20 protein-coding genes and 3 tRNA genes are annotated in these 22,020 nt (G+C 51.9%); 13 read left to right on the forward strand and 10 right to left on the reverse strand.

Annotation, left to right across the window (positions count from 1 at the left end):
- The first annotated feature begins 103 nt into the window (after positions 1-103).
- Positions 104-1,483: a cysteine--tRNA ligase gene (cysS, locus tag RC73_RS06480; RefSeq protein WP_039033885.1), complete on the forward strand. Its 1,380-nt coding sequence runs from the start codon at positions 104-106 to the stop codon at positions 1,481-1,483.
- A 101-nt stretch (positions 1,484-1,584) separates the two neighbouring features.
- On the opposite strand, the gene folD is transcribed toward cysS, so the two are convergent.
- Positions 1,585-2,439, reverse strand: a complete 855-nt coding sequence (folD, locus tag RC73_RS06485) for a bifunctional methylenetetrahydrofolate dehydrogenase/methenyltetrahydrofolate cyclohydrolase FolD (protein ID WP_039033886.1) — start codon at positions 2,437-2,439, stop codon at positions 1,585-1,587.
- A 238-nt stretch (positions 2,440-2,677) separates the two neighbouring features.
- On the opposite strand from folD, the gene RC73_RS06490 reads away from it, so the two are divergent.
- The 9 genes from RC73_RS06490 to RC73_RS06530 all read left to right on the forward strand — a co-directional run bounded on the left by RC73_RS06490 (position 2,678) and on the right by RC73_RS06530 (position 11,688).
- Positions 2,678-2,754, forward strand: a tRNA-Pro gene (locus RC73_RS06490).
- Positions 2,755-2,821: 67 nt separating this feature from the next.
- A tRNA-Arg gene (locus tag RC73_RS06495) sits at positions 2,822-2,898 on the forward strand.
- A gap of 9 nt (positions 2,899-2,907) precedes the next feature.
- A tRNA-His gene (locus RC73_RS06500) sits at positions 2,908-2,983 on the forward strand.
- 246 nt (positions 2,984-3,229) lie between these two features.
- Positions 3,230-4,534, forward strand: coding sequence for a trigger factor (gene tig / locus RC73_RS06505; protein WP_039033887.1), 1,305 nt, complete (start codon positions 3,230-3,232; stop codon positions 4,532-4,534).
- Between the two features lie 91 nt (positions 4,535-4,625).
- Positions 4,626-5,234 (forward strand): ATP-dependent Clp endopeptidase proteolytic subunit ClpP, encoded by a 609-nt coding sequence (gene clpP / locus RC73_RS06510; protein ID WP_039033912.1) that lies wholly within the window; start codon positions 4,626-4,628, stop codon positions 5,232-5,234.
- A gap of 88 nt (positions 5,235-5,322) precedes the next feature.
- Complete coding sequence (clpX, locus tag RC73_RS06515; protein WP_039033888.1) at positions 5,323-6,603, forward strand: ATP-dependent protease ATP-binding subunit ClpX; 1,281 nt, start codon at positions 5,323-5,325, stop codon at positions 6,601-6,603.
- A 129-nt stretch (positions 6,604-6,732) separates the two neighbouring features.
- On the forward strand, positions 6,733-9,090 hold the full coding sequence (gene lon / locus RC73_RS06520) for an endopeptidase La (RefSeq protein WP_039033889.1): 2,358 nt from the start codon (positions 6,733-6,735) through the stop codon (positions 9,088-9,090).
- 257 nt (positions 9,091-9,347) lie between these two features.
- Positions 9,348-9,620, forward strand: coding sequence for a nucleoid-associated protein HU-beta (hupB, locus tag RC73_RS06525; protein ID WP_025010704.1), 273 nt, complete (start codon positions 9,348-9,350; stop codon positions 9,618-9,620).
- 208 nt (positions 9,621-9,828) lie between these two features.
- Positions 9,829-11,688, forward strand: coding sequence for a SurA N-terminal domain-containing protein (locus RC73_RS06530; protein WP_039033890.1), 1,860 nt, complete (start codon positions 9,829-9,831; stop codon positions 11,686-11,688).
- Between the two features lie 117 nt (positions 11,689-11,805).
- Here the strand turns inward: RC73_RS06530 and RC73_RS20990 are convergent, their stop codons facing one another.
- The 9 genes from RC73_RS20990 to pspF all read right to left on the reverse strand — a co-directional run bounded on the left by RC73_RS20990 (position 11,806) and on the right by pspF (position 20,507).
- Positions 11,806-12,084 carry a hypothetical protein gene (locus RC73_RS20990; protein ID WP_052248035.1) on the reverse strand — a complete coding sequence of 93 codons (279 nt, stop codon included), beginning with the start codon at positions 12,082-12,084 and terminating at the stop codon, positions 11,806-11,808.
- A gap of 67 nt (positions 12,085-12,151) precedes the next feature.
- The gene (locus tag RC73_RS06540) at positions 12,152-12,364 is read right to left on the reverse strand and encodes a TOBE domain-containing protein (RefSeq protein WP_025010701.1); all 213 of its coding nucleotides are present in this window, start codon (positions 12,362-12,364) and stop codon (positions 12,152-12,154) included.
- 229 nt (positions 12,365-12,593) lie between these two features.
- A complete protein-coding gene (gene fabV, locus RC73_RS06545) occupies positions 12,594-13,796 on the reverse strand; it encodes an enoyl-ACP reductase FabV (protein ID WP_039033891.1) in 1,203 nt (400 codons plus the stop codon).
- A gap of 116 nt (positions 13,797-13,912) precedes the next feature.
- Positions 13,913-14,698 (reverse strand): peptide ABC transporter ATP-binding protein, encoded by a 786-nt coding sequence (locus RC73_RS06550; protein ID WP_039033892.1) that lies wholly within the window; start codon positions 14,696-14,698, stop codon positions 13,913-13,915.
- Positions 14,679-15,686 (reverse strand): peptide ABC transporter ATP-binding protein, encoded by a 1,008-nt coding sequence (locus tag RC73_RS06555; protein ID WP_039033893.1) that lies wholly within the window; start codon positions 15,684-15,686, stop codon positions 14,679-14,681. The genes RC73_RS06550 and RC73_RS06555 overlap by 20 nt, the downstream gene beginning before the upstream one ends.
- A 2-nt stretch (positions 15,687-15,688) precedes the next feature.
- Complete coding sequence (locus tag RC73_RS06560; RefSeq protein WP_039033894.1) at positions 15,689-16,579, reverse strand: ABC transporter permease subunit; 891 nt, start codon at positions 16,577-16,579, stop codon at positions 15,689-15,691.
- Positions 16,566-17,597: an ABC transporter permease gene (locus tag RC73_RS06565; RefSeq protein ID WP_039033913.1), complete on the reverse strand. Its 1,032-nt coding sequence runs from the start codon at positions 17,595-17,597 to the stop codon at positions 16,566-16,568. Before RC73_RS06565 ends, RC73_RS06560 begins: the two co-directional genes overlap by 14 nt.
- Positions 17,597-19,201: an ABC transporter substrate-binding protein gene (locus RC73_RS06570; protein WP_235369969.1), complete on the reverse strand. Its 1,605-nt coding sequence runs from the start codon at positions 19,199-19,201 to the stop codon at positions 17,597-17,599. Before RC73_RS06570 ends, RC73_RS06565 begins: the two co-directional genes overlap by 1 nt.
- Before the next feature lie 226 nt (positions 19,202-19,427).
- Positions 19,428-20,507 carry a phage shock protein operon transcriptional activator gene (gene pspF, locus RC73_RS06575; RefSeq protein ID WP_039033896.1) on the reverse strand — a complete coding sequence of 360 codons (1,080 nt, stop codon included), beginning with the start codon at positions 20,505-20,507 and terminating at the stop codon, positions 19,428-19,430.
- 179 nt (positions 20,508-20,686) lie between these two features.
- Here pspF and pspA point away from each other — a divergent pair, with 179 nt between their 5' ends.
- The 3 genes from pspA to pspC are packed head-to-tail and all read left to right on the forward strand — an operon-like array spanning position 20,687 to position 22,006.
- Positions 20,687-21,370, forward strand: a complete 684-nt coding sequence (gene pspA, locus RC73_RS06580; protein ID WP_039033897.1) for a phage shock protein PspA — start codon at positions 20,687-20,689, stop codon at positions 21,368-21,370.
- A 20-nt stretch (positions 21,371-21,390) separates the two neighbouring features.
- A complete protein-coding gene (pspB, locus tag RC73_RS06585; protein WP_025011223.1) occupies positions 21,391-21,624 on the forward strand; it encodes an envelope stress response membrane protein PspB in 234 nt (77 codons plus the stop codon).
- On the forward strand, positions 21,617-22,006 hold the full coding sequence (pspC, locus tag RC73_RS06590) for an envelope stress response membrane protein PspC (protein ID WP_039033898.1): 390 nt from the start codon (positions 21,617-21,619) through the stop codon (positions 22,004-22,006). The genes pspB and pspC overlap by 8 nt, the downstream gene beginning before the upstream one ends.
- Positions 22,007-22,020 lie beyond the last annotated feature (14 nt).

A 22,020-nucleotide genomic window follows, 5' to 3' on the forward strand; every position in this document is an offset into this window, starting at 1 on the left:
TATCCGACTCCGGCTATAAAGGGCAGTATTCAAGAGCTTGTGGCAATGTTAAACTGCCAGATTCGTTTTACCCACTAATCCTATATTGTTGAAGAGAAAGTCAATGTTGAAGATATACAACAGTCTGAGCCGCCAAAAAGAGGAATTTAAACCGATTAACCCAGGTAAAGTGGGTATGTATGTATGTGGTGTCACCATATACGACTTGTGTCATATCGGTCATGGCCGGACCTTTGTTTCCTTTGACATGATAGTACGCTACCTGCGTTACGCAGGTTACCAGGTTAACTTCCTGCGCAATATTACAGATGTGGATGACAAAATCATCAAGCGCGCCAATGAAAATGGCGAGAGCTGCGATAGCCTCACCGAGCGTCTCATCGGCCAGATGCACCAAGATTTTGATGCCCTGAATATGCTGCGCCCCGATATGGAGCCAAGGGCGACTCTGCATATTGCCGAGATTATCGAAATGGTGGAGGCGCTGATCGCCCGTGGTCATGCCTATGTAGCCGATGATGGCGATGTACTTTTCAGCGTTGCTTCTTTCCCTGAATACGGCAAGCTTTCCGGGCAGAACCTGGAGCAGTTGCAGGCCGGTGCCCGGGTCGAAGTGGACGAACATAAGCGCGATCCTATGGACTTTGTGTTGTGGAAGATGTCCAAGCCTGGCGAACCCACTTGGGATTCACCTTGGGGCCCGGGTCGTCCCGGTTGGCACATTGAGTGCTCTGCCATGAACAGCAAACACCTGGGATTGCATTTCGATATCCATGGCGGCGGCAGCGATCTGCAGTTCCCGCATCATGAAAATGAAATCGCCCAGTCTTGCTGCGCCCATGACACGCCGTATGTGAACTACTGGATGCATACCGGCATGGTGATGGTCGATAAAGAGAAGATGTCCAAGTCGCTGGGTAACTTCTTCACCATTCGCGATGTGCTGGCACATTATGATGCCGAAACTGTGCGCTACTTCCTGTTGTCCGGCCACTACCGCAGTCAACTGAACTATTCGGAAGACAACCTCAAACAGGCCAGAGCTGCGCTTGAGCGAATTTACACAGCGCTCAAAGATCTTGACCTGAGTGTTACAGCCGCGCCTGCCGAAGAGTACGTTGAGCGCTTCAAGGCGGCGATGGATGATGACTTCAACACCCCCGAAGCCTACTCTGTGCTGTTTGAGATGGTGCGTGAAATCAACCGCCTCAAGGGCGTGGATATGGCGGCCGCCTCGGCCCTTGGCGTGTCACTGAAACAACTGGCCGATGTTTTGGGAATTGTCAGCTCTACACCTGAAGCCTTCTTCAAAGGCGATGGCAGCGACGATGAAGTGGCTGAGATCGAAGCGCTTATTGCCGAGCGTAACCGTGCCCGTGCCGAAAAGGATTGGCCTGCTGCCGACGTTGCCCGCAACAGATTGAATGAGCTGGGGGTGGTGCTGGAAGATGGCCCACAAGGAACCAGCTGGCGCAAGAAGTAATCCTTCTTTGCCAATAATCGAAACGAAAACGCCGGCTGTTGAAGCCGGCGTTTTTTATCGCTTGAAATTGAAACCAAACTGAGGTTGGTTTCAATCTACCCTTAGTCGTGATATTGCTCCGCGGCAAATAGGGTGTTTTCCAGCAAGCTGGCTATGGTCATTGGACCCACGCCACCGGGAACAGGGGTGATGTGGCTGGCGCGCTCACAGGCAATATCAAAGTCAACATCGCCCACCAAACGGCCGCTGTCTAGACGGTTAATGCCCACGTCTATGACTATGGCGCCTGGTTTGATCCAGCTACCGGGGATAAAGCCGGGTTTGCCGACGGCAACCACCAGAAGATCGGCGCGGCTGACCTTATCCTCGAGATCTTTGGTGAATCTGTGACAAGTAGTTGTGGTGCAGCCGGCCAGCAGCAGCTCCAGAGTCATGGGACGGCCCACGATATTGGAGGCGCCAACCACAACCGCATCCAGTCCATAGGTATCGATACCGGTAGACTTGATAAGAGTCATGATCCCCATAGGAGTGCAGGAGCGCAGTACCGGGATCCGTTGAGCCAAACGGCCGACATTATAAGGATGGAAACCGTCGACATCTTTGTCGGGACGGATCCGCTCAATGACCTTGGATTCTTTAATATGTTCTGGCAGCGGCAGCTGCACCAGAATGCCATCTATGGCGGCATCTTCATTGAGCGAGTCTATCAGGGCCAGCAGTTCTTCTTCACTGGTGGACTCAGGCAGATCATAGGAGCGGGAGATGAACCCCACTTCTTCGCAGGCTTTACGCTTACTGCCGACATAAACCTGAGAGGCAGGATCAGCACCCACCAGAATAACAGCCAAGCCTGGGATACGTTGTCCCGCTGCTTGACGTGCAGCGACTTTTTGCTTTAGCTGTTGTCTTATGGATTGCGCAATCGCTTTGCCATCTATTAGTTGGGCTGTCATGGGTGTAGGATATCCTTTGTATGGCGCGATGATGTTGAAAACGGCGCCATTTTACCAGTGAGGCTTGGGAGTGTCATGGACAAACAGGGTCCAGAACACAGAATTTCGTTAAAGCAGCACGTAATTTCGCCAAGCAGATAAAGTGCTTAAAAAAATCGTTGACGCTTGTCGGGTGAGGGGCTAAGATGCGCTCCGTTCTCGAGGCGAGCCGGTTGTAACCGCGCTTGGAGAAAATTTTCGGTGATTAGCGCAGCCTGGTAGCGCATCTGCTTTGGGAGCAGAGGGTCAGAGGTTCGAATCCTCTATCACCGACCAGATTTCAAGGGCAGTGTGGATAGCATTGTCAGTACCGCTTAGGATGCAAATTGAATTTGCAGGTCCTGCGCCCGTAGCTCAGTTGGATAGAGCATCCGCCTTCTAAGCGGATGGTCGCAGGTTCGAATCCTGCCGGGCGTACCACTTTCGGTGGTGATTGTAGCTCAGTTGGTAGAGCCCTGGATTGTGATTCCAGTTGTCGTGGGTTCGAGCCCCATCAGTCACCCCACTCTTTATTAAAAAAAGCGACCTTAGGTCGCTTTTTTTATGCCCTTTTCTGTGGCATTGAGGCTCGACTCCACTAAGAACGGTCGATATAATGCTGCGTCTTGATAACAATCAACAATGTGCGACCGGTGCCAGAATTCACTTCTGATGGGCATTTAAGTCAAGTTAAAGATCAAGAAACGAATACCTGAATAGTTGAAACAATCGGCTATTGCAAAGGACGTTAGACACATTTCGAGGTAAAACAATGCAAGTTTCTGTTGAAACAACCCAAGGCCTGGAGCGTCGCCTGACCATCTCTGTTCCTGCAGAGCAGATCGAAAAACTGGTTAAAGACAGCCTGCAACGCGAAGCCAAGCGTGCCCGTATCCCAGGCTTCCGTCCAGGTAAAGTCCCAGCAAGCGTGATTGAAAAGCGTTACGGCAAAGCGATTCGCCAAGACATTACCGGTGAAGTAATGCAGCGCAACTTCATTGAGGCCATCATTGCCGAGAAGTTGAACCCTGCCGGTGCTCCTACCTTTACCCCAGGTGCCACTGACGCCGAAAAGTTTGAGTTCACCGCGACCTTTGAAATTTATCCAGAAGTTGAAATCAAAGGCTTGGACGGTATCGAAGTTGAGCAGCCTGTTGCCGAAGTACAACAAGCCGACGTTGATAACATGATCGAAACCCTGCGCAAGCAACACGCGACTTACGAAGCGGTTGAGCGCGCTGCCGAAGACGGTGACAAAGTGGTTATCAACTTTGTTGGTAGCGTTGACGGTGAAGAGTTTGAAGGCGGCAAGGCCGAAGACTTTGAACTGCAATTGGGCAGCGGTCGCATGATCCCTGGTTTTGAAGAAGGCGTTAAAGGCCACAAAGCCGGTGAAGAGTTCGACATCGACGTGACTTTCCCTGAGGAATACCACGCTGAAAACCTGAAAGGCAAAGCCGCCAAGTTCGCTATCACAGTGAAAGAAGTCAAGGGCGCCAACCTGCCTGAAGTTAACGACGAGTTCGCCAAGCTGTTCGGTATCACCGATGGTGGCATCGACGCTCTGAAAGCTGAGATCAGCAAGAACATGGGCCGCGAGCTGGAACAAGCTCTGAAAGCCAATGTGAAAGAACAAGTTCTTGAAGGCCTGCTGGCTGCCAATGAAATCGAACTGCCAAAAGCGCTGATCGACGGTGAAGTTGACGTTCTGCGTCGCCAGGCCATGCAGCGTTTCGGTGGTCAAGGTGCCAACATGCCTGAACTGCCTGCCGAGTTGTTCACTGAACAAGCCGAGCGCCGTGTTAAAGTCGGTCTGCTGCTTGGCGAAGTGATCAAGTCCAATGAGCTGAAAGCTGAAGAAGAGCGTGTACAGGCGTTGATCGCTTCCATGGCTTCTGCCTACGAAGATCCAAAAGAAGTGATTGAATACTACAACGGTAACGAAGAGTTGATGCAGAACATGCGCAACCTGGCTCTGGAAGAGCAAGCTGTTGAAGCGGTTCTGAAATCAGCCAAAGTGACTAAGAAAGATGTCGCTTTTGAAGAATTTATGAACAAGGCTACCGGCCGCGCATAACCTAAGCTTGACTTGCTTGGTTGTTCGCCATTTATAATGGCTCGTATGAGGTCCCTCATGCGGGCCGTTTTTTATTTAGGGAAAGTTAATGATGCATAACGCGCCAGAATCAGTACTTAATGCACTCGTTCCTATGGTGGTTGAGCAAACCGCCAAGGGAGAACGCTCTTACGATATCTATTCACGTTTGTTGAAAGAGCGGGTGATCTTCCTGGTTGGTCAGGTTGAAGAGCACATGGCCAACTTGATCGTGGCACAGTTGCTGTTTTTGGAATCAGAAAACCCGGATAAAGAGATCTCTCTTTATATCAACTCACCAGGCGGCTCTGTCACTGCTGGTATGGCTATTTATGACACCATGCAGTTTATTAAGCCGGATGTCAGCACTGTATGTATCGGGCAAGCGGCCAGTATGGGCGCCTTCCTGTTGGCCGGTGGTGCCAAGGGTAAGCGTCACTGTTTGCCGAACTCGCGGGTGATGATCCATCAGCCTTTGGGTGGTTTCCAGGGCCAGGCATCGGATATCGCTATCCATGCCCAAGAGATCCTGGGGATTAAACAGAAGCTGAACCAGATGTTGGCCGAGCACACAGGCCAACCACTGGAAATCATCGAGCGGGATACTGACCGAGATAACTTTATGAGTGCTTCTCAAGCCATGGAATACGGTTTGGTGGATTCGGTTCTGACCAAACGTTAAAGCTGATTTTTGCTTATGGCTGGGCTATGCTCAGATTGAAGACGCTTAAGTGTATGGCAGTAGAGCAGACTGCAAAAGAGGTAGAGTAATGGGTGACAACAAAGGCAACGGTGATAGCGGCAAATTGCTGTATTGCTCTTTCTGCGGAAAAAGCCAGCATGAAGTTCGCAAGCTGATCGCCGGGCCATCTGTATATGTATGCGACGAATGTGTCGAACTGTGTAACGACATCATTCGCGAAGAGATAAAAGAGATTTCGCCCAATCGGGATCAGGACAAACTGCCGACTCCCCATGAACTGCGCGCTCATCTGGATGATTATGTTATCGGTCAGGAGCAGGCCAAGAAGGTGTTGTCTGTTGCGGTTTATAACCACTACAAACGCCTGAAAAACAGCGCCCCCAAAGATGGTGTGGAGCTTGGCAAGAGTAATATTCTGCTTATCGGTCCAACCGGTAGCGGTAAAACCTTGCTGGCAGAGACCCTGGCGCGGTTCCTGAATGTGCCTTTTACCATGGCGGATGCCACCACATTGACTGAAGCCGGTTATGTGGGGGAAGACGTTGAAAATATCATTCAGAAGTTGCTGCAGAAGTGCGACTATGATGTTGACAAGGCACAGCGTGGTATTGTCTATATCGATGAGATTGACAAAATCAGCCGTAAGTCAGATAACCCTTCCATCACCCGAGACGTGTCCGGTGAAGGGGTGCAGCAGGCACTGCTGAAACTGATTGAAGGCACTGTTGCCGCGGTACCTCCTCAGGGCGGTCGTAAACACCCGCAACAGGAGTTCCTGCAGGTTGATACCTCCAAGATACTCTTTATTTGTGGTGGTGCCTTTGCAGGCCTTGAGAAGGTGATTGAGCAGCGCTCCCATGTGGGTAGTGGCATAGGTTTTGGCGCTCAGGTTAAAGGTCAGGCTGAAAAGGCCACCATCACAGATACTTTGTTGCAGGTTGAGCCGGAAGACTTGGTCAAGTATGGCCTTATTCCTGAGTTTATCGGGCGTTTACCTGTGGTTGCGACCTTGGGTGAACTGGACGAAGCGGCTCTGGTGCAGATCCTGTCCGAGCCCAAAAACGCCATCACCAAGCAGTTTGCCACTTTGTTCGAGATGGAAAATGTCGAACTTGAGTTTCGCGATGACGCTCTCAAGGCGATAGCACAAAAAGCCATGTCCCGTAAGACAGGGGCCCGTGGTTTGCGCTCCATCGTTGAAGCGATACTGCTTGATACCATGTATGACCTGCCGTCCATGGATAATGTGGTCAAGGTGGTTATCGATGAGTCTGTGGTGAAAGGTGAGTCAGCGCCTATTCTTATCTACGAGAATAATGACTCCCAGGCTGCTGCCGGTGACCAATAACTGAGCAATAAGCTATCAGGTTGAAAATTAAGGAGTCCACTGGGGCTCCTTTTTTTATCTTTACCATTGAAAGCCGGGAAAGCGTCCCAATATACTCAATGTAATCTTTAACTGAAACGGAATCGAACTATGACCCTAGAGCGTGAAGCGCGAATCGAATTGCCCGTGCTGCCACTGAGAGACGTGGTGGTCTATCCCCATATGGTAATTCCGTTATTCGTAGGACGTGAAAAGTCCATCCGTTGTTTGGAAACTGCCATGGCGCAGGATAAACAGATCATTCTTGTGGCGCAGCGGGATGCGGATCTGGACGAGCCTGGCATAGACGATATTTTCGACGTAGGTACAGTCGCTTCCATTTTGCAGCTGCTGAAGCTGCCTGATGGCACTGTCAAGGTATTGGTCGAAGGCGGTAAGCGCGCCCGCATAGAACGTTATACCCAGGAAGAAGAGTTCTTTGTTGCCACCGCACACTACCTGGAGTCAGAAGCGCTGGACGACAAGGAAGAAGAGGTGCTGGTACGCAGCGCAATCAGTCAGTTTGAAGGCTATATCAAGCTGAACAAGAAAATTCCTCCCGAAGTGCTCACCTCACTCTCAGGTATCGAAGAGGCCGACAGACTGGCCGATACCATGGCGGCGCATATGCCGCTCAAGCTGGCAGACAAACAGTCTGTACTTGAGATGGTCAAGGTCGGTGAGCGGCTTGAATATCTGATGGCCATGATGGAAGCGGAAATCGACCTGCTGCAGGTAGAAAAACGTATCCGCTCTCGGGTCAAGAAACAGATGGAAAAGAGCCAGCGTGAGTATTATCTCAACGAGCAGATGAAGGCTATTCAGAAGGAACTTGGCGATCTTGATGAGGGCCATGACGAATTTGAAAGCCTGGGCCGCAAGATTGAAGAAGCTGGCATGCCGGAAGAGGCCAAAGAGAAGGCTTCTGCCGAGCTTAACAAGCTGAGAATGATGTCTCCGATGTCGGCTGAAGCCACAGTGGTACGCAGCTATGTTGACTGGATGACTTCAGTGCCCTGGAAACAGCGCTCCAAGATTAAGCGTGACCTTTCCAAGGCCGAACAGGTGCTGGATACAGATCACTATGGTCTGGAGAAGGTTAAAGAGCGGATCCTCGAGTATCTGGCGGTACAGAGCCGGGTGAAACAGCTCAAGGGCCCTATCCTGTGTCTGGTTGGCCCGCCGGGGGTAGGTAAGACATCTCTGGGGCAATCTATTGCCAAAGCAACCGGCCGTAAGTATGTGCGGGTGGCATTGGGCGGCGTGCGTGATGAAGCGGAAATCCGTGGTCACCGCCGTACCTATATAGGTTCTATGCCGGGCAAGATTATCCAGAAGATGGCCAAAGTCGGGGTGAAGAACCCACTGTTCCTGCTCGATGAAATCGACAAGATGAGTTCGGACATGCGTGGCGATCCGGCCTCGGCTCTGCTGGAGGTGTTGGATCCAGAGCAGAACGCGACCTTTAACGATCACTACTTGGAAGTGGATTACGATCTGTCCGACGTGATGTTTGTGGCCACCTCCAACTCGATGAATATTCCTGGCCCCTTGCTGGACCGGATGGAAGTCATCCGTCTTAGCGGTTACACCGAAGATGAGAAACTCAATATTGCCAAGCAGCACTTGCTGCCGAAGCAGATTGAACGTAACGGCCTGAAGAAGACTGAAATCACTGTCGATGACAGCGCCATTCTCGGGGTGATCCGTTATTACACCCGTGAAGCCGGGGTGCGGGCACTGGAGCGTGAGTTGTCAAAGATCTGCCGTAAAGTGGTGAAGCAGATCATGCTGGAGAAAGACACCAAGCATGTGGATGTCAATCAGGACAACCTCAAGTCTTTCCTCGGGGTACAGCGTTTTGACTATGGCAAAGCAGAATCCAAGAACCAGATTGGCCAGGTGACAGGTTTGGCCTGGACCGAAGTGGGCGGCGACTTGCTGACCATCGAAGCCACCTCAGTGGCCGGTAAGGGCAAACTCACCTATACAGGTTCGCTGGGTGATGTGATGCAGGAGTCTATCCAGGCCGCTATGACTGTGGTTCGGGCGCGCGCCGAGCAGTTGGGGATCAACCCTGACTTTTACGAGAAGCGTGATATCCATGTGCACGTACCCGAAGGGGCAACCCCGAAAGATGGTCCATCTGCCGGTGCCGCTATGTGTACTGCCTTGGTTTCCAGCCTGACAGGTAACCCGGTCAAGGGTGAAGTCGCCATGACAGGTGAAATTACCCTGAGAGGTGAAGTACTGCCAATCGGTGGCCTGAAAGAGAAACTGCTGGCGGCCCACCGAGGTGGTATTAAACTGGTATTGATACCCAAGGAGAACGAACGGGATCTGGAAGAAATTCCGGCTAACGTAGTGGCAGACTTGGATATTCGTCCGGTTCGTTGGATAGACGAAGTGCTGCAATTGGCGCTTGAGCGACCAGTCGAAGGCTTTGAAGTGGTAAAAAATTTGGGCTAACGCAAGAAAATGTCCTATGCCACTAAAAAAAATGAAAAAAGGGGCTTAACAAAACCCAGACCTGTGGTAGCCTAGGTCTGTGGAGAGCCAGTTGTGCCAAGCCCTTGGGGCAACTGGCTTTGAGCTGTATCCAATTTAAATTCTTTGGTTTTCCAACTGAGCTTGAACTTTGGTATCAAGCTTGTTATAAAAGCCTCCGCAGACCGCTCTAGAGAAGGATTTGGTTGCGGCGCGAAAACTACATTCAAGGGGATGACATGAACAAATCTGAACTAATCGAGAAAATCGCTTCTGGTGCTGACATTTCTAAAGCCGCTGCCGGCCGCGCACTGGACTCTTTCATCGCAGCTGTGACTGATGGTCTGAAAGAAGGCGACAAAATTTCTCTTGTTGGTTTCGGTACTTTTGAAGTGCGTGAGCGCGCTGAGCGCACTGGTCGTAACCCACAGACCGGGAAAGAGATCAAAATCGCTGCAGCTAAAATCCCTGCATTCAAGGCAGGTAAAGCTCTGAAAGACGCTGTTAACTAATTAACATCGTAGCCTTTGTAGGCTTTCGTAAAGATTAAGCACTGCCAGGCAGTGCTTTTTACGGATTGAGAAACGCCGGATTAGCCGACGTTTCGGAGTGTGAGGATAGGCTGAAGTAGCGTCTGCAGACTCCATTCATGTTACAGATAGGCGCATCCCACAAGAGATGCGCCTTTTTTTTACTATTAATCGCTAAGCGAGACGTCTGATGTTAGAGAAGATTCGCGAAGGGTCACAGGGCGTAATAGCCAAAGCTATTTTGGTGCTGGTGATACTTTCCTTTGCATTTGCTGGTGTAAGCAGTTACCTGGGTTCCTCCTCAGTGGCTCCGGCCGCCACAGTCAATGGTGAAGAGATTTCCACAACCGAACTGGACCAGGCCTATCAAAGCGAGCGTGCCCGTCTGGAACAACAGTTGGGTGAGATGTTTGACGCCCTGGCGGCCAATGATGCTTACTTGGCCAGTATCAAGCAAGGCGTGCTTGAACGTCTGGTAGCGCAAAAGCTGCTGGATCAAGCCGCCGCTGAAATGGGCTTGCGAGTGTCCAATGCTCAAATTGCAGAAGCCATTAGACAAGAGCCGGCCTTCCAGACTGAAGGCAAGTTTGACAATGATCGCTTCGAAGCCATTCTGCGCCAACTGGGCTATCAACAAGCGACTTTCCGTGAAAGTATGCGGGTGGATATGACTCGTCGTCAGCTGATCAGTGCCTTGATTGGCAGCGAGTTTGTTCTCAACGGTGAAGCCGAAGCTCTGGCTAAGCTGCAGGGACAAACCCGTGATATTCGCTATCTCCTGGTTGACGCTGAGCCTTTCCTGGACCAAGCGACAGTGACCGAAGAGGAAGTTAAATCATTCTACGACACCAATCCGGCCCAATTTGAACGTCCGGAAATGATCAGCCTGGAATATGTTGAGCTTGATGCCAAAGATTTGGCCGATAGCATTCAGGTCAGTGATGAGCAAGCCAAGACTTACTATGATGAGCATCAGAATCAATATCAGACAGCCGAAAAGCGTCTGGCAGCCCATATTCTGATCGATGCCTCGACCGACAACGCCGAAGCCAAGGCTGAGGATCTTCACAAGCAACTGGAAAACGGCGCTGATTTTGCTGCGCTGGCCAAGTCAGACTCTCAGGATACCCTGAGCGGTGAGAAGGGCGGGGAATTGGGTTGGTTTGAGCCTGGTGTGATGGATCCTGCTTTTGATGACGCCCTGTTTGCACTGAGCAAGGGTGATGTCTCCAAAGTGGTCAAGACGCCTTTCGGTTTCCATATCATCAAGCTGCTGGATATCCAGAGCGGTCAGACTGCACCTTTCGCCGAAGTGAAAGACAAGATAGTCGCGCAGCTCAAGCAAGATGAAGCAGTCAGCCAATTCTATGGTCTGCAGCAGAAATTGGCCGATACCAGCTATGAAATCCCTGATAACCTGCAAGAAGCGGCCAAGGCTGTTGGTGCAGAGATCAAGACTACCCGACTGTTCGGCCGTGACAACGCGCCAGCACCTTTCGATAAGCCGGAACTGTCCAAAGCCGCCTTCTCCAGTGATGTACTGGGAGGTATGAACAGTGAGCTGCTGGAAGTGGAGCGCAACCGTGTCGTGGTTATCCGCGTTAAGGAACATCAGCAAGCCGGCACACTTGAGTTCGCCGAGGTTAAGCCTGCCATTGAAGTACGTCTCAAGCAGCAAAAAGCCAATGAGATTGCTCGTGACAAGGCGCAGGAATACATGGTCAAGCTCAAAGAAGGTAATGCTGATATCGCGCTGCAGAGCCATGCCAACTTAGGACGTTTCACCCAGGATGTAGATTCGGCTTTGGTGAGCAAGGCATTCCAGATGGCCAAGGCCAAAGAGGGTTTGAGCGTTGATACTGTGTCGCTGGCGACCGGTTATGCCGTGGTGGTACTGGATGCCATTCATGATGCAGAAAGTGCACCGGCCGATCAGGTTGCGGCCATCAAGCAAGGTCTTAACAGTCAGTACGGTGAGAATGACTATCGCGCCGTTATCAATATGTTGAAGGCCAAAGCTGAAATTGTTTACCCTGAAAGCGATGAGTAAATAACTTCAATGATTTAGCGTAGAAGCCGGTCCAAATGACCGGCTTCTTTATGTCTGGCATTTATCTCCTAGGGTTACCATGAAGCGAGAGTTCCACGAGGACTTATTCGCCCCCCCCTAAACCCCGGGACAGTATTGGCCCGCTCCTGAAATATGTTCTGTAATGATGGCGGTGGCACCACCTCTTTGGGCACTGAGAAGCACAGGCCGTGGGCTTGATGGACCATGATAGGGATCTTGTCCCAGGAGCACTACTTTGACTTCTGATAATGGCGTATAACGCAGAGCGTTGAAGGTGTTAGTTTTGGGAGGGTTGATGACCTTTCCCCGGGCACGCTCGGCGTTGATATAGGCCAGCGTCTCTTGAAAATAGGTTTGTTGTTTTTTAGGGCCCACTACTTTGGCCCAATAGATATCCGTATATATAACAAAAAAAACAGCGCCTTGCGGCGCTGCTCATTGATTATTCGTCAACACCCAGCATTACGCTGCTGGCTTTGATCAGTGCGTATGCACTGTCACCTACTTTAAGCCCCAAACGCTCACAGGAGGCTTTGGTGACCACAGAGGTTAGCTCAACACCCGGAGCCAGTTCAATGGTGACTTCGTTGTTTACAGAGCCTTCTTCGATGGCTTTGATGGTACCGCCAAGACAGTTGCGTGCACTGATTTTCATGGTTTTCTCCTGGAAGAATAATTAGCAAGGTAAAGAGTATAAACTCAATCGTCCTCGAGATGGATGCCTAAGCGACAAATTTGGGCTCCAAGCGCTGATTCTGCAACCATAGGTAAAATGCCCACAGTCGATTCATCGCCTGAAAGCTTATAATTTACCCTTTACTTGTGGTGGTAAAAGAAAACGCCGCTTGATAGCGGCGTTTTTCGGTCAGCGTTATTGTTTCAATTTAGAGTTCAATCACGTCAAACTCAACGGCTGGATTAACGTCGGCATCATAGTCTATGCCTTCGATACCAAAGCCAAACAGCTTAAGGAATTCGGCCTTGTACTCACGGTAATCGGTCAGCTCACTGAGGTTTTCTGTGGTGATTTGTGGCCAGAGATCACGGCAATGCTGCTGGATGTCTTCTCTCAGTTCCCAATCGTCCAGGCGCAGGCGGTTGGCATCATCTACTTCTGGTTTACTGCCATCTGCCTTGTAAAGGCGCTCACTGAACATACGGTAAATCTGTTCCATGCAGCCTTCATGCAGGCCTTCTTCGCGCATCTTCTTGAATACCATGGCGATATACAGTGGCATTACCGGAATAGCCGAACTGGCCTGAGTGATCACACTCTTGAGCACAGCGACATTGGCGCTGCCACCCTTGGCGGCCAGTCTTTGGTTTAGCTCACTGGCGGCGCGGTCGAGATCCATCTTGGCTTTACCCAGAGCGCCGTGCCAGTAGATAGGCCAGGTCAGCTCTGTACCTATATAGCTGTAAGCAACTGTTTTGCAGCCATCAGCCAGCACACCGGCCTTGTCGAGGGCATCTACCCACAGTTCCCAATCCTGCCCCCCCATCACAGTAACAGTGTCGTTGATTTCCTGCTCTGTGGCCGGCTCAACCGAGGCTTCAATGATGGTGTCTTTGTTGGTATCTACCGCGGTAGAGCGATATGACTCGCCGATAGGCTTGAGGGCCGAGCGGATCACTTCTCCGCTGTCAGGCAGTTTACGCACGGGTGAGGCCAGTGAATAAACTATCATGTCTATCTGGCCCAGATCGGCCTTGATTAGCTCAATTACCTTGGCTTTGGCTTCATGGCTGAAGGCATCACAGTTGATGCTTTTGGAATACAGGCCTTCAGCCTTGGCAAACTTGTCAAACGCCGCCGAGTTGTACCAACCGGCTGTGCCGGGTTTGGTCTCAGTGCCGGGTTTCTCAAAAAAGACCCCGATAGTGGCAGCGTCGGAACCAAAGGCGGCGGCAATACGGGAGGAGAGACCATAACCACTGGAAGAACCTACCACCAGTACTTTCTTGGGGCCATTGGCTATCTTGCCTTTGGCCTTGGTGGTGTTGATCTGTTCCAGCACGTTGGCTTCACAGCCCAGAGGGTGAGTAGTGGTACAAATGAAACCACGAATTTTAGGTTTAATAATCATGTCTTAGCTTCTTCTTCCGAAAACTGTCATTAGGATAAGTATTTCAACTTGAATTGGTACTGATTTTTTCAAAAAGCCTGCCAACAGGGTAGTGGTTGGAGCAGTTTGACTTATTCTCAACGCTTGCGGGTCAATTGTGCCTGCTCCTGCAACAATCTTTGGGTGTATTCGTGTTGCGGATCATTGAACAGGGTCTCGGTGGCGGCCTTTTCCACCATTACGCCCTTGTGTAGCACCATGATCTTGTCGCTGACATGACGAATAACATTGAGATTGTGGGACACAAATATATAGGAAAGCCCCATCTCTTTTTGCAGCTTGAGCAGCAGGTTGAGGATCTGGGCCCGCACCGAGAGATCCAGGGCTGTCAGAGCTTCATCGGCGATAATGATCCTTGGGTTGAGCATCAAGGCTCTAGCCACCGCCACCCGCTGCTTCTGGCCTTCGGAAATCATGTGGGGGTAAAACTCCACATGTTCCGGCAGCAAGCCCACTTTACGTAAAGTCTCAACCACCTGCTCGCTACGGGCATGGGCCGACAGCCGGGTATTGAACCTCAGCGGCTCATTGAGCAGTTCCCCTATGGTTAGCCTTGGGTTGAGTGAGGTGTTGGGATCCTGGAATATCATCCGGATAAGTCTGCAGCGGTGTTTCAGATCATGGCTGTCGAGAGGCTCGCCATTGAACAGAATTTCTCCGCCGCTGCGATACTCGGCGCCGACCAAAATGCGGGCCAAAGTACTCTTGCCTGAGCCGGCTTCACCGGCAATAGCCAGGGTTTCGCCACTGTTGAGTTCGAAAGAAATGGGCGCCAAGGCCTCAGTATATTGGCGGCGAAAGCCCTTGTAACCGCTGAAATAGCGTTTGCTCAGGTCCGTGACTTTAAGCAAGGGAGTCGTCATCAATAGGCTCACTCTGGTAGGGGAAATGGCAGGCGTAGTATCTGTCTTTATGATGGCTCAGCTGCGGTTGCACCACACATTGTTTACGGGCTTCCGGACAGCGAGGCCCCAGGCGACAGCCTATCGGCAGATGTTGCAGCGCCGGTACCGAGCCCGGCAGAGTCGGCATCAGTGTTTTGTGGGCTGCAGGACCGGAGTAGTCCGGCATATTGTCCAACATCGCCTTGGTATAGGGATGATAAGGCTGTTCAAGTAGCTCTGCGGTAGGTCCGGATTCCATCACCTGGCCGCTGTAGAGCACTGTTAGCCGGTTACACCAGTTCGACAGTGTGTCCAACTCGTGGCTGATCAGCAAGATGGCGACGTTCTGCAACTGATTGAGCTGGGTCAACAGGCGGAATATCTGCGCCTGGGTACTGGGTTCCATCGAAGCCGTGGGTTCATCGGCAATTAACAGCTTGGGACGGTTGGCCAGCGCCATGGCGATCATCACTTTCTGGCATTCACCTTCGGAGAGCTCCCAGGCATAGCTGCCCAGCACCCGCCGCGGTTCCTTGACTCCCACCTTGTGCAGCCATTTCTGGGCAGTGAGGCGTCGCTCTTTACCGCGGCGAAAGAAAGGTATCTGCCTATTTAACGGCATGGCTTCAATCAATTGGCTGCCCACAGTGAGTGCCGGGTCAAAGCTGCCGGAGGGGTCCTGAAATATCATCGACATATCAGAGCCCATAAGGCTGCGCCGCTCCGACTGGGTCATCTCCATCAGGTTGCGGCCATCCCACATCATGCGATCGGCGGTGACAGTCCAGTTGGGGCCGGGGATCCCGAGAATGGCCCGTGCCATAAGAGAACGGCCCGAGCCGGATTCACCGACCAGACCATGGATTTCACCGGCATTGACCGTCAGGCTGACTTTTTCCAGCGCCTTGACTCGTCCCTGAGGCGTGTCCAGTTCTATGGTGAGATTTCGTATATCGAGTAACGGCATAATCAGTTTCTGATGGGCGCAAGCGCCGATCTCAGTCCATCGCCAACCAGGTTGACGGCCAACACACTCAACAGGATAGCGGCTCCCGGAATGGTCACAGTCCAGGGGGCGGTCAGCAGATTATCCAGTCCCTGGAATACCATGGCGCCCCATTCGGATTTGGGTGCCTGGGCGCCGAGGTTGAGAAATCCCAGCGCGGCGATATCCAAAATGGCCGCTGAAATTGCCAGCGTTGTTTGAATAATCACAGTCTCCCAGACATTGGGCATAATCACAAACCAGAATATCTGTAGACCGTTTGCGCCATCCAACTTGGCGGCGGTGACATACTCTTTTTGTAACTCTTCATGCACGGCCTGATGTATGGCGCGCACAAACTGAGGGGTGAGTGCGATACCCACGGCCCAGAATACGTTCATCAGCCCGGGGCCCATTACCGCGACCACCAGAATAGCCATCAAGAGTGATGGAATCGACAGCAAGGCATCAAGTAGGTGCCCTAGGATACTGGACTTGAGGCCGCGCATCATCCCCGAGAATGAACCTATGATAAATCCGACCAGGAGCGCGGTGGCGACAATTGCCAGTGCCATGCCGAAGGTATAGCTGGTGCCGTGTAGCAGGCGGGAAAAGATATCCCGGCCGAGATCATCTGTACCGAGAAAGTGCTCAACCGTGCCGAGATCGTCCCAGGATGGCGGTAGTAACAGGGCATTGGGATCTTGAAAATCGGCCGGGTAGGGGGCCATCATGGGCCCGAACATTGTCAGGATCAGCAGACAGAGCACGCCCCAAAGCCCGGCAAGCGCAAAAGGATTGGCGGCAAAGGTACGCCAGAGCTTGAGGCTGGGGGATGGAATATCGTCTTCCTGATAAATCTTAATTTGAGGCATAGAGTTCCTTCCTGCTGAGCGGATTGGTGGCCGTGTGCAGCACTTCAATCAAAATGCTCAGAAAGATAATCAGCAGCGCCACCGCCAGTGTGCCGCCCTGGATCACAGTGTAATCCCGCTGATAGATACCAGATACCAGCCAGGAGCCTACCCCGGGCCAACTGAAGATCACTTCCACCACTATGGCATAACTGGCAAATGGCCCCAGCATAAGTCCCAAGTGTTTGAGCAGGGGGATCAAGGCGTTGGGCAGGGCGTGGCGCAATACGATTTTACTGGTTGGCAGGCCTCTTGCTTCGGCGGCGCGGATATAGGTCTGGTTCATCACATTCATCATCGCCGAGCGGGTAATACGTACCACCACGGTAAAGGGCAACACAGACAAGGTCAGCGCCGGCAGGATTATGTGCAAGGCGGCATCCTTAAAGGCGGATAAGCGATATTGCGAGTCGGACAGCAGGGTATCTATCAGCATAAAGCCAGTCACAGGCTTTATTTCATAGAGCAGGTTTATCTGCCCTGAAATTGGCAGCCAACCCAGCCTGACCCCGAACCAAAGTGATAGGGACAGCCCGAGCCAAAATACCGGAATCGAGTAACCTGTCAGTGTTACCGCCATGATGGCATTTTGGGTCAGTTTCTGTTTACTCAGCGAGGCCAGCACTCCGAGCGGTACCCCGAAGATGATGGCAAATAAACCGGATACAGTTGCCAGCTCGAAAGAGGCCGGCAGTACCGCCAACAGCTCTTCTGCTACCGGCCTTTGAGAGGTCACAGAAATACCGAGATCGCCACTGAGTCTCTGGGTTAAATACCCCATAAACTGGGCCAAAGAGCCGCCATCGAGATGATAATCGGCGATGATTTGTGCCTCCTGGGTATCACTCGGTGCTTGGATCCCGGTCAGGGCGTAAATGCGGTCAACCGGAAACAAACTGGTGGCATAGAAGAGTACACCAATCAGCAACAGAGAGGTGGCGACAAAGAGGTTGAGTCTGCGCAATAGGTAAGCAGCCATCATTCTTGATCCTTGGCGGGCGGCATTGGGGCATCTGCTGCCGCTTTATTGCTGTGGCCTATATTGGCAAAGGCGATGCCGCCGAAAGGCGTTAGGCTGGTTTCGGTTACACTGGCATTTTTTAGCGCCATACGTTTGGCATGTGCCAGACTGACCAGCGGCATATCTTGTGCCAGAATCGCCTCGGCCTGGCGGTACAACAAACTGCGACTTTCTCTGTCTGTCACGCGTCTGGCCTGGTTGAGCAGGGCGTCAAATCTGGGGTTACACCAGCGGGAACGGTTGTTGTTGGAAGCGATGGAGCCACAACTGAGCAAGGGGGTGAAGAAGTTATCCGGATCGCTGTTGTCGGCGTTCCAGCCGATGAGTACCGAGTCATAGTCACTGCGTGCCAGTTTTTGGGTAAAGACACTCCAATCGTAGTTGACGATATTGACCTTGACACCTATGGTCGCCAAATCGGCCTGGATCAGCTCGGCGGTCTTCAGCGCATTGGGGTTGTAAATTCGTGCCACAGGCATAGCCCAGATATCCAGCTCCAGTTTATCTATGCCGGCTTCATCCAGCAGCGCCCTGGCTTTGTCCGGGGCATAGTCATAACTCTTGGCCGAGTCGGAATAAGCCCAGGATGAGGGCGGCAGTATACCGGTTGCCTCTACGGCGGTGTCCTGATAAACGGCCCTTAGCAGGTTTTGCTTGTCGATGGCGTAAGCCAACGCCCGTCTGACCCTGACATCGTTGAATGGCGGCTTTTGGGTATTGAAGGCCCAATAGGCCACGTTCATTCCGGGGCGACTCTCCAAAACCAGGTTGTCGTGCTGCTCAATCACCGGCAACTCACCGGCCTTGGGCAAGGCCGAGACGCTGCAATCGCCGGTGATCAGCTTGGCCAGGCGGGTGGTACTTCGCGGCGTGATATCGAACACCAACATTTCAGACTGCGGCATATTGCCCCAGTAACCTGGGTGGCGTCGATAACGGATATATTCATTCTTAACATACTGCACCAGCATAAAGGGGCCTGTCCCAACCGGCTGGTTATCCAATTGCTGCGGGCTGCCTTGGGCGAGAAGCTGATCGGCATATTCTTTGGAAAGGATCACCGCAAAGTCGGTGGCCAGGTTGGACAGGAATGAGGCATCGGGCTGGGTGAGTTCAAATCTGACTCTGTATTCGCTCAGTTTGCTGATGGATTTTATCAGCCCGGCAAAGCCTATACTTTGGAAAAAGGGGTAACCGCCTTGGGCCACGTCGTGGAAAGGGTGCTGTTTGTCTATGATGCGATTGAAACTGAATAGTACATCATCGGCGTTAAAAGGCCGACTGGGGTGAAAGTAGGGCTGCTCGTGAAACCGGGTACCCTGGCGCAACTCAAACTCATAACTGAGCCCATCTTCGCTTATTTGCCACTCGGTTGCCAGTGCCGGGGTGATATCGCCGTTCTCGGGATCATAATCCACCAAGCGACTGTAAATCTGGTGCGAGGTGGCATCGATAGTGGTTCCTGAGGTCACCAGCTGTGGGTTGAAGGACTCGGGATTGCCCTCGGAGCAGTATACCAGGCCGGAGGGCACTTTCTGTTGACCACAGCCGCCAAGCAGCATTGTCAGAGCCAGGCCGGTCAATATGCTCCCGGTCAGCTTCAGGCGCCGGCATGAGCGGAATAATCGCCCTGCCACAAGATCTCCGTAGAGCTTGCTCCTGGAGACTTGCGCTATTGCTTCAGAGCTTCGCCCGGGGCGTAACGTCAGCAGATTCATTGCAAAATCGTTAGTTATTCAGATGTTGACCGAACATTTTAGCAGTGCAGCCGTTACCTGGGCAATCGGCTTATGCCTTATCGAGCAAATTGTATTTTTTCAGTATGCCTCTGAGCTGATGGTAGCTAAGTCCCAGTAGTTCGGCGGTTTTCTTTTGATTGAACTGGCTGGCACTGAGCGCACGTTGAATCAGGTCGGTCTCGAAGTCTTCACAGCACTGTTTGAAGTCCACCGGGAACTGTATCTGGTTTGCCGAAGGTTCCGAGCTATCGTTTGTCGCTGCGGCGGCACTGCCGTTAAGGACTTCATTGCCAACTTCAGCGGTCACCAGCTGGCGACTATGGGTCTTGACCCGCTTGGTGGGCCGGTAGGGCGAGGCAAAAGGGTCGAGCACTATGTTCTCAATCGGTTCGGGGTTATGACCATGGCGATAGACGCTGCGCTCTATGGCATTTTTCAGCTCCCGAATATTACCCGGCCAGCTGTGATCCATCATGGTCGCCACGGCTGCGGCGGCAAAACCGGTAAACAGCTCCAGCTTGAGCTGACGCGCCATCCCCACGGCAAAGTATTCGGCCAATGGCAGAATATCTTCCCGGCGGCAGCGCAGCGGCGGCAGGGTGATCACATCGAACGCCAAACGGTCGAGCAGATCGGCTCGAAACTCGCCGGCTTCCGCCAGACTGGGTAAGTCTTCATTGGCGGCGCAGATTAGGCGGACATCGGCATTGAGAGTCTTGCTGCCGCCCACCCTTTCATATTCGCCATATTCAATGACCCGCAGCAGCTTCTCCTGAATGAGGCCGGACGTATTGGCCAGTTCATCGAGAAACAGGGTGCCGCCGTCGGCGCGCTCGAAGCGGCCTTCATGACGCCCCTTGGCGCCGGTAAATGCGCCGGACTCATGGCCAAACAGTTCACTTTCCAGTAGATTTTCACTCAGAGAGGAACAATTGAGTTTGATAAAACTCTGATCCCAGCGCTGGGAAAGATAGTGTAGACGTTCGGCGATCAGCTCTTTACCCGTCCCCCGCTCGCCTATGATAAGCACAGGTTTGGACAGAGGTGCGATTTGGGAAACGTGCTCCAACACCTCCAACAGGGCATTGGATTGACCGATAAGATTGTCTTGTTGATAGGGATTGGCCACGATAACAGTTAGTCTTAAACGCTAATAATTGGTGAAAATCATAATATGCGGGTAGGTTAAATAAATAAAGTAAAAGTTAAGTTTTATATTATGCCATTGATATTATTGATAAATTAAAAGTTGGCACGGGATCTGTATTACAAGAGTCGAGACCCACAATAAATGTAGAGGACAGGATTATGGGAATTTTCACACGTTTTGCCGACATCATTAATGCCAACATCAGTGCCTTGCTGGACAAGGCAGAAGATCCGGAAAAAATGGTGCGCCTGATCATTCAGGAAATGGAAGATACCCTGGTTGAAGTACGTTCTACTTCGGCTAAAGTATTGGCAGAGAAGAAAGAGTTACTCCGCCGTATTGGCAAAGTGCAACTTCAGGTGCAGGATTGGCAGGAAAAGGCCGAGCTGGCACTGACCAAGGACAGGGAAGATCTGGCCAAGGCCGCGCTGGTTGAAAAGCAAAAAGCCGCAGCGCTGGCGCAAACCCTGGAGCAAGAGCTCGAGGTGGTTGAAGAGCATATCGCCCGCCTGAAAGAGGAAGTGGGTCAACTGCAGGAAAAGCTGGCCGATGCCAAGGCTCGCCAGAAGACCATCATAATGCGCAAGCAAACTGCTTCTTCACGCCTGGAAGTGAAAAAGCAGCTGGATTCCAGCAAAATCGACAATGCCATGCTCAAGTTTGAACAGTATGAGCGTCGCATCGAAGGTCTGGAGGCTGAAGTTGAGTCCTATGATCTGGGTGGCAAGAAGTCCAGTCTGGAAGAGGAATTTGCGGCACTCAAGGCCGAAGATTCTGTCAGCGCCGAGCTGGAAGCCTTGAAGGCCAAGGTGAAAGGCGATAGCGCCAAAACCAAAAAATAATACAGACTCAGAGGTGATTTATGGATATGGACTTACTGCTGGCACCCCTGATTATCTTCATGATCTTTGTGGCGCCAATCTGGTTGATTCTGCATTACCGCAGTAAACGTCAGGTGAGCCAGGGGCTTACCGAGGCAGAGTTCAAACAGCTTAACGACTTGATAGACACAGCTGACAAGATGGGCCAAAGGATTGAAACACTGGAAGCCATCCTGGATGCCGAGTCCCCGGAATGGAGGCAACGTCATGACTGAATCAGGCAAGCGTACTCTTTACCGCATTCCCCAGCAAAGGAAGATAGCCGGGGTCTGTGCCGGGGTAGCCGAGTACTTTAATCTGGAACCTTGGTTGGTTCGGGTCGCTACGGTTTCAATCCTTTTACTCGGTGGCTATGGAATGGTGATTATCACCTATCTGGTGCTGTGGATGATACTGGATGTCAAACCTTGGACAGCCAAAGACACCCATAAGGACATTGGGGTCAAGAAAAAGGTCTGGCAAGCCGGGGAACCCGCCGGGCAAGCGCTCAGAGATGTAAGCAATCGCTTTCAATCGCTGGAGCATAGGCTCAGGGCACTCGAACAACATGTCACCTCTGAGCAATTCGAGTTGAAAAGACAGTTCAACAACCTATAAATCCTTGTTCAAGG

This window comes from Shewanella sp. ECSMB14102 (assembly GCF_000813075.1).
GTDB lineage: Bacteria > Pseudomonadota > Gammaproteobacteria > Enterobacterales > Shewanellaceae > Shewanella > Shewanella indica.

Excerpts from the sequence above, each read along its gene's own strand:
- cysS (WP_039033885.1), top strand. The coding sequence starts at position 104 with ATGTTGAAGATATACAACAGTCTGAGCCGCCAAAAAGAGGAATTTAAA.
- RC73_RS06530 (WP_039033890.1), top strand. The coding sequence starts at position 9,829 with ATGTTAGAGAAGATTCGCGAAGGGTCACAGGGCGTAATAGCCAAAGCT.
- RC73_RS06555 (WP_039033893.1), bottom strand. The coding sequence starts at position 15,686 with ATGCCGTTACTCGATATACGAAATCTCACCATAGAACTGGACACGCCT.
- RC73_RS06560 (WP_039033894.1), bottom strand. The coding sequence starts at position 16,579 with ATGCCTCAAATTAAGATTTATCAGGAAGACGATATTCCATCCCCCAGC.
- RC73_RS06565 (WP_039033913.1), bottom strand. The coding sequence starts at position 17,597 with ATGGCTGCTTACCTATTGCGCAGACTCAACCTCTTTGTCGCCACCTCT.
- tig (WP_039033887.1), top strand. The coding sequence starts at position 3,230 with ATGCAAGTTTCTGTTGAAACAACCCAAGGCCTGGAGCGTCGCCTGACC.
- RC73_RS06540 (WP_025010701.1), bottom strand. The coding sequence starts at position 12,364 with ATGAAAATCAGTGCACGCAACTGTCTTGGCGGTACCATCAAAGCCATC.
- fabV (WP_039033891.1), bottom strand. The coding sequence starts at position 13,796 with ATGATTATTAAACCTAAAATTCGTGGTTTCATTTGTACCACTACTCAC.
- RC73_RS06570 (WP_235369969.1), bottom strand. The coding sequence starts at position 19,201 with ATGCTGCTTGGCGGCTGTGGTCAACAGAAAGTGCCCTCCGGCCTGGTA.
- pspA (WP_039033897.1), top strand. The coding sequence starts at position 20,687 with ATGGGAATTTTCACACGTTTTGCCGACATCATTAATGCCAACATCAGT.
- pspB (WP_025011223.1), top strand. The coding sequence starts at position 21,391 with ATGGATATGGACTTACTGCTGGCACCCCTGATTATCTTCATGATCTTT.
- folD (WP_039033886.1), bottom strand. The coding sequence starts at position 2,439 with ATGACAGCCCAACTAATAGATGGCAAAGCGATTGCGCAATCCATAAGA.
- lon (WP_039033889.1), top strand. The coding sequence starts at position 6,733 with ATGACCCTAGAGCGTGAAGCGCGAATCGAATTGCCCGTGCTGCCACTG.
- clpX (WP_039033888.1), top strand. The coding sequence starts at position 5,323 with ATGGGTGACAACAAAGGCAACGGTGATAGCGGCAAATTGCTGTATTGC.
- clpP (WP_039033912.1), top strand. The coding sequence starts at position 4,626 with ATGCATAACGCGCCAGAATCAGTACTTAATGCACTCGTTCCTATGGTG.
- hupB (WP_025010704.1), top strand. The coding sequence starts at position 9,348 with ATGAACAAATCTGAACTAATCGAGAAAATCGCTTCTGGTGCTGACATT.
- RC73_RS06550 (WP_039033892.1), bottom strand. The coding sequence starts at position 14,698 with ATGACGACTCCCTTGCTTAAAGTCACGGACCTGAGCAAACGCTATTTC.
- pspC (WP_039033898.1), top strand. The coding sequence starts at position 21,617 with ATGACTGAATCAGGCAAGCGTACTCTTTACCGCATTCCCCAGCAAAGG.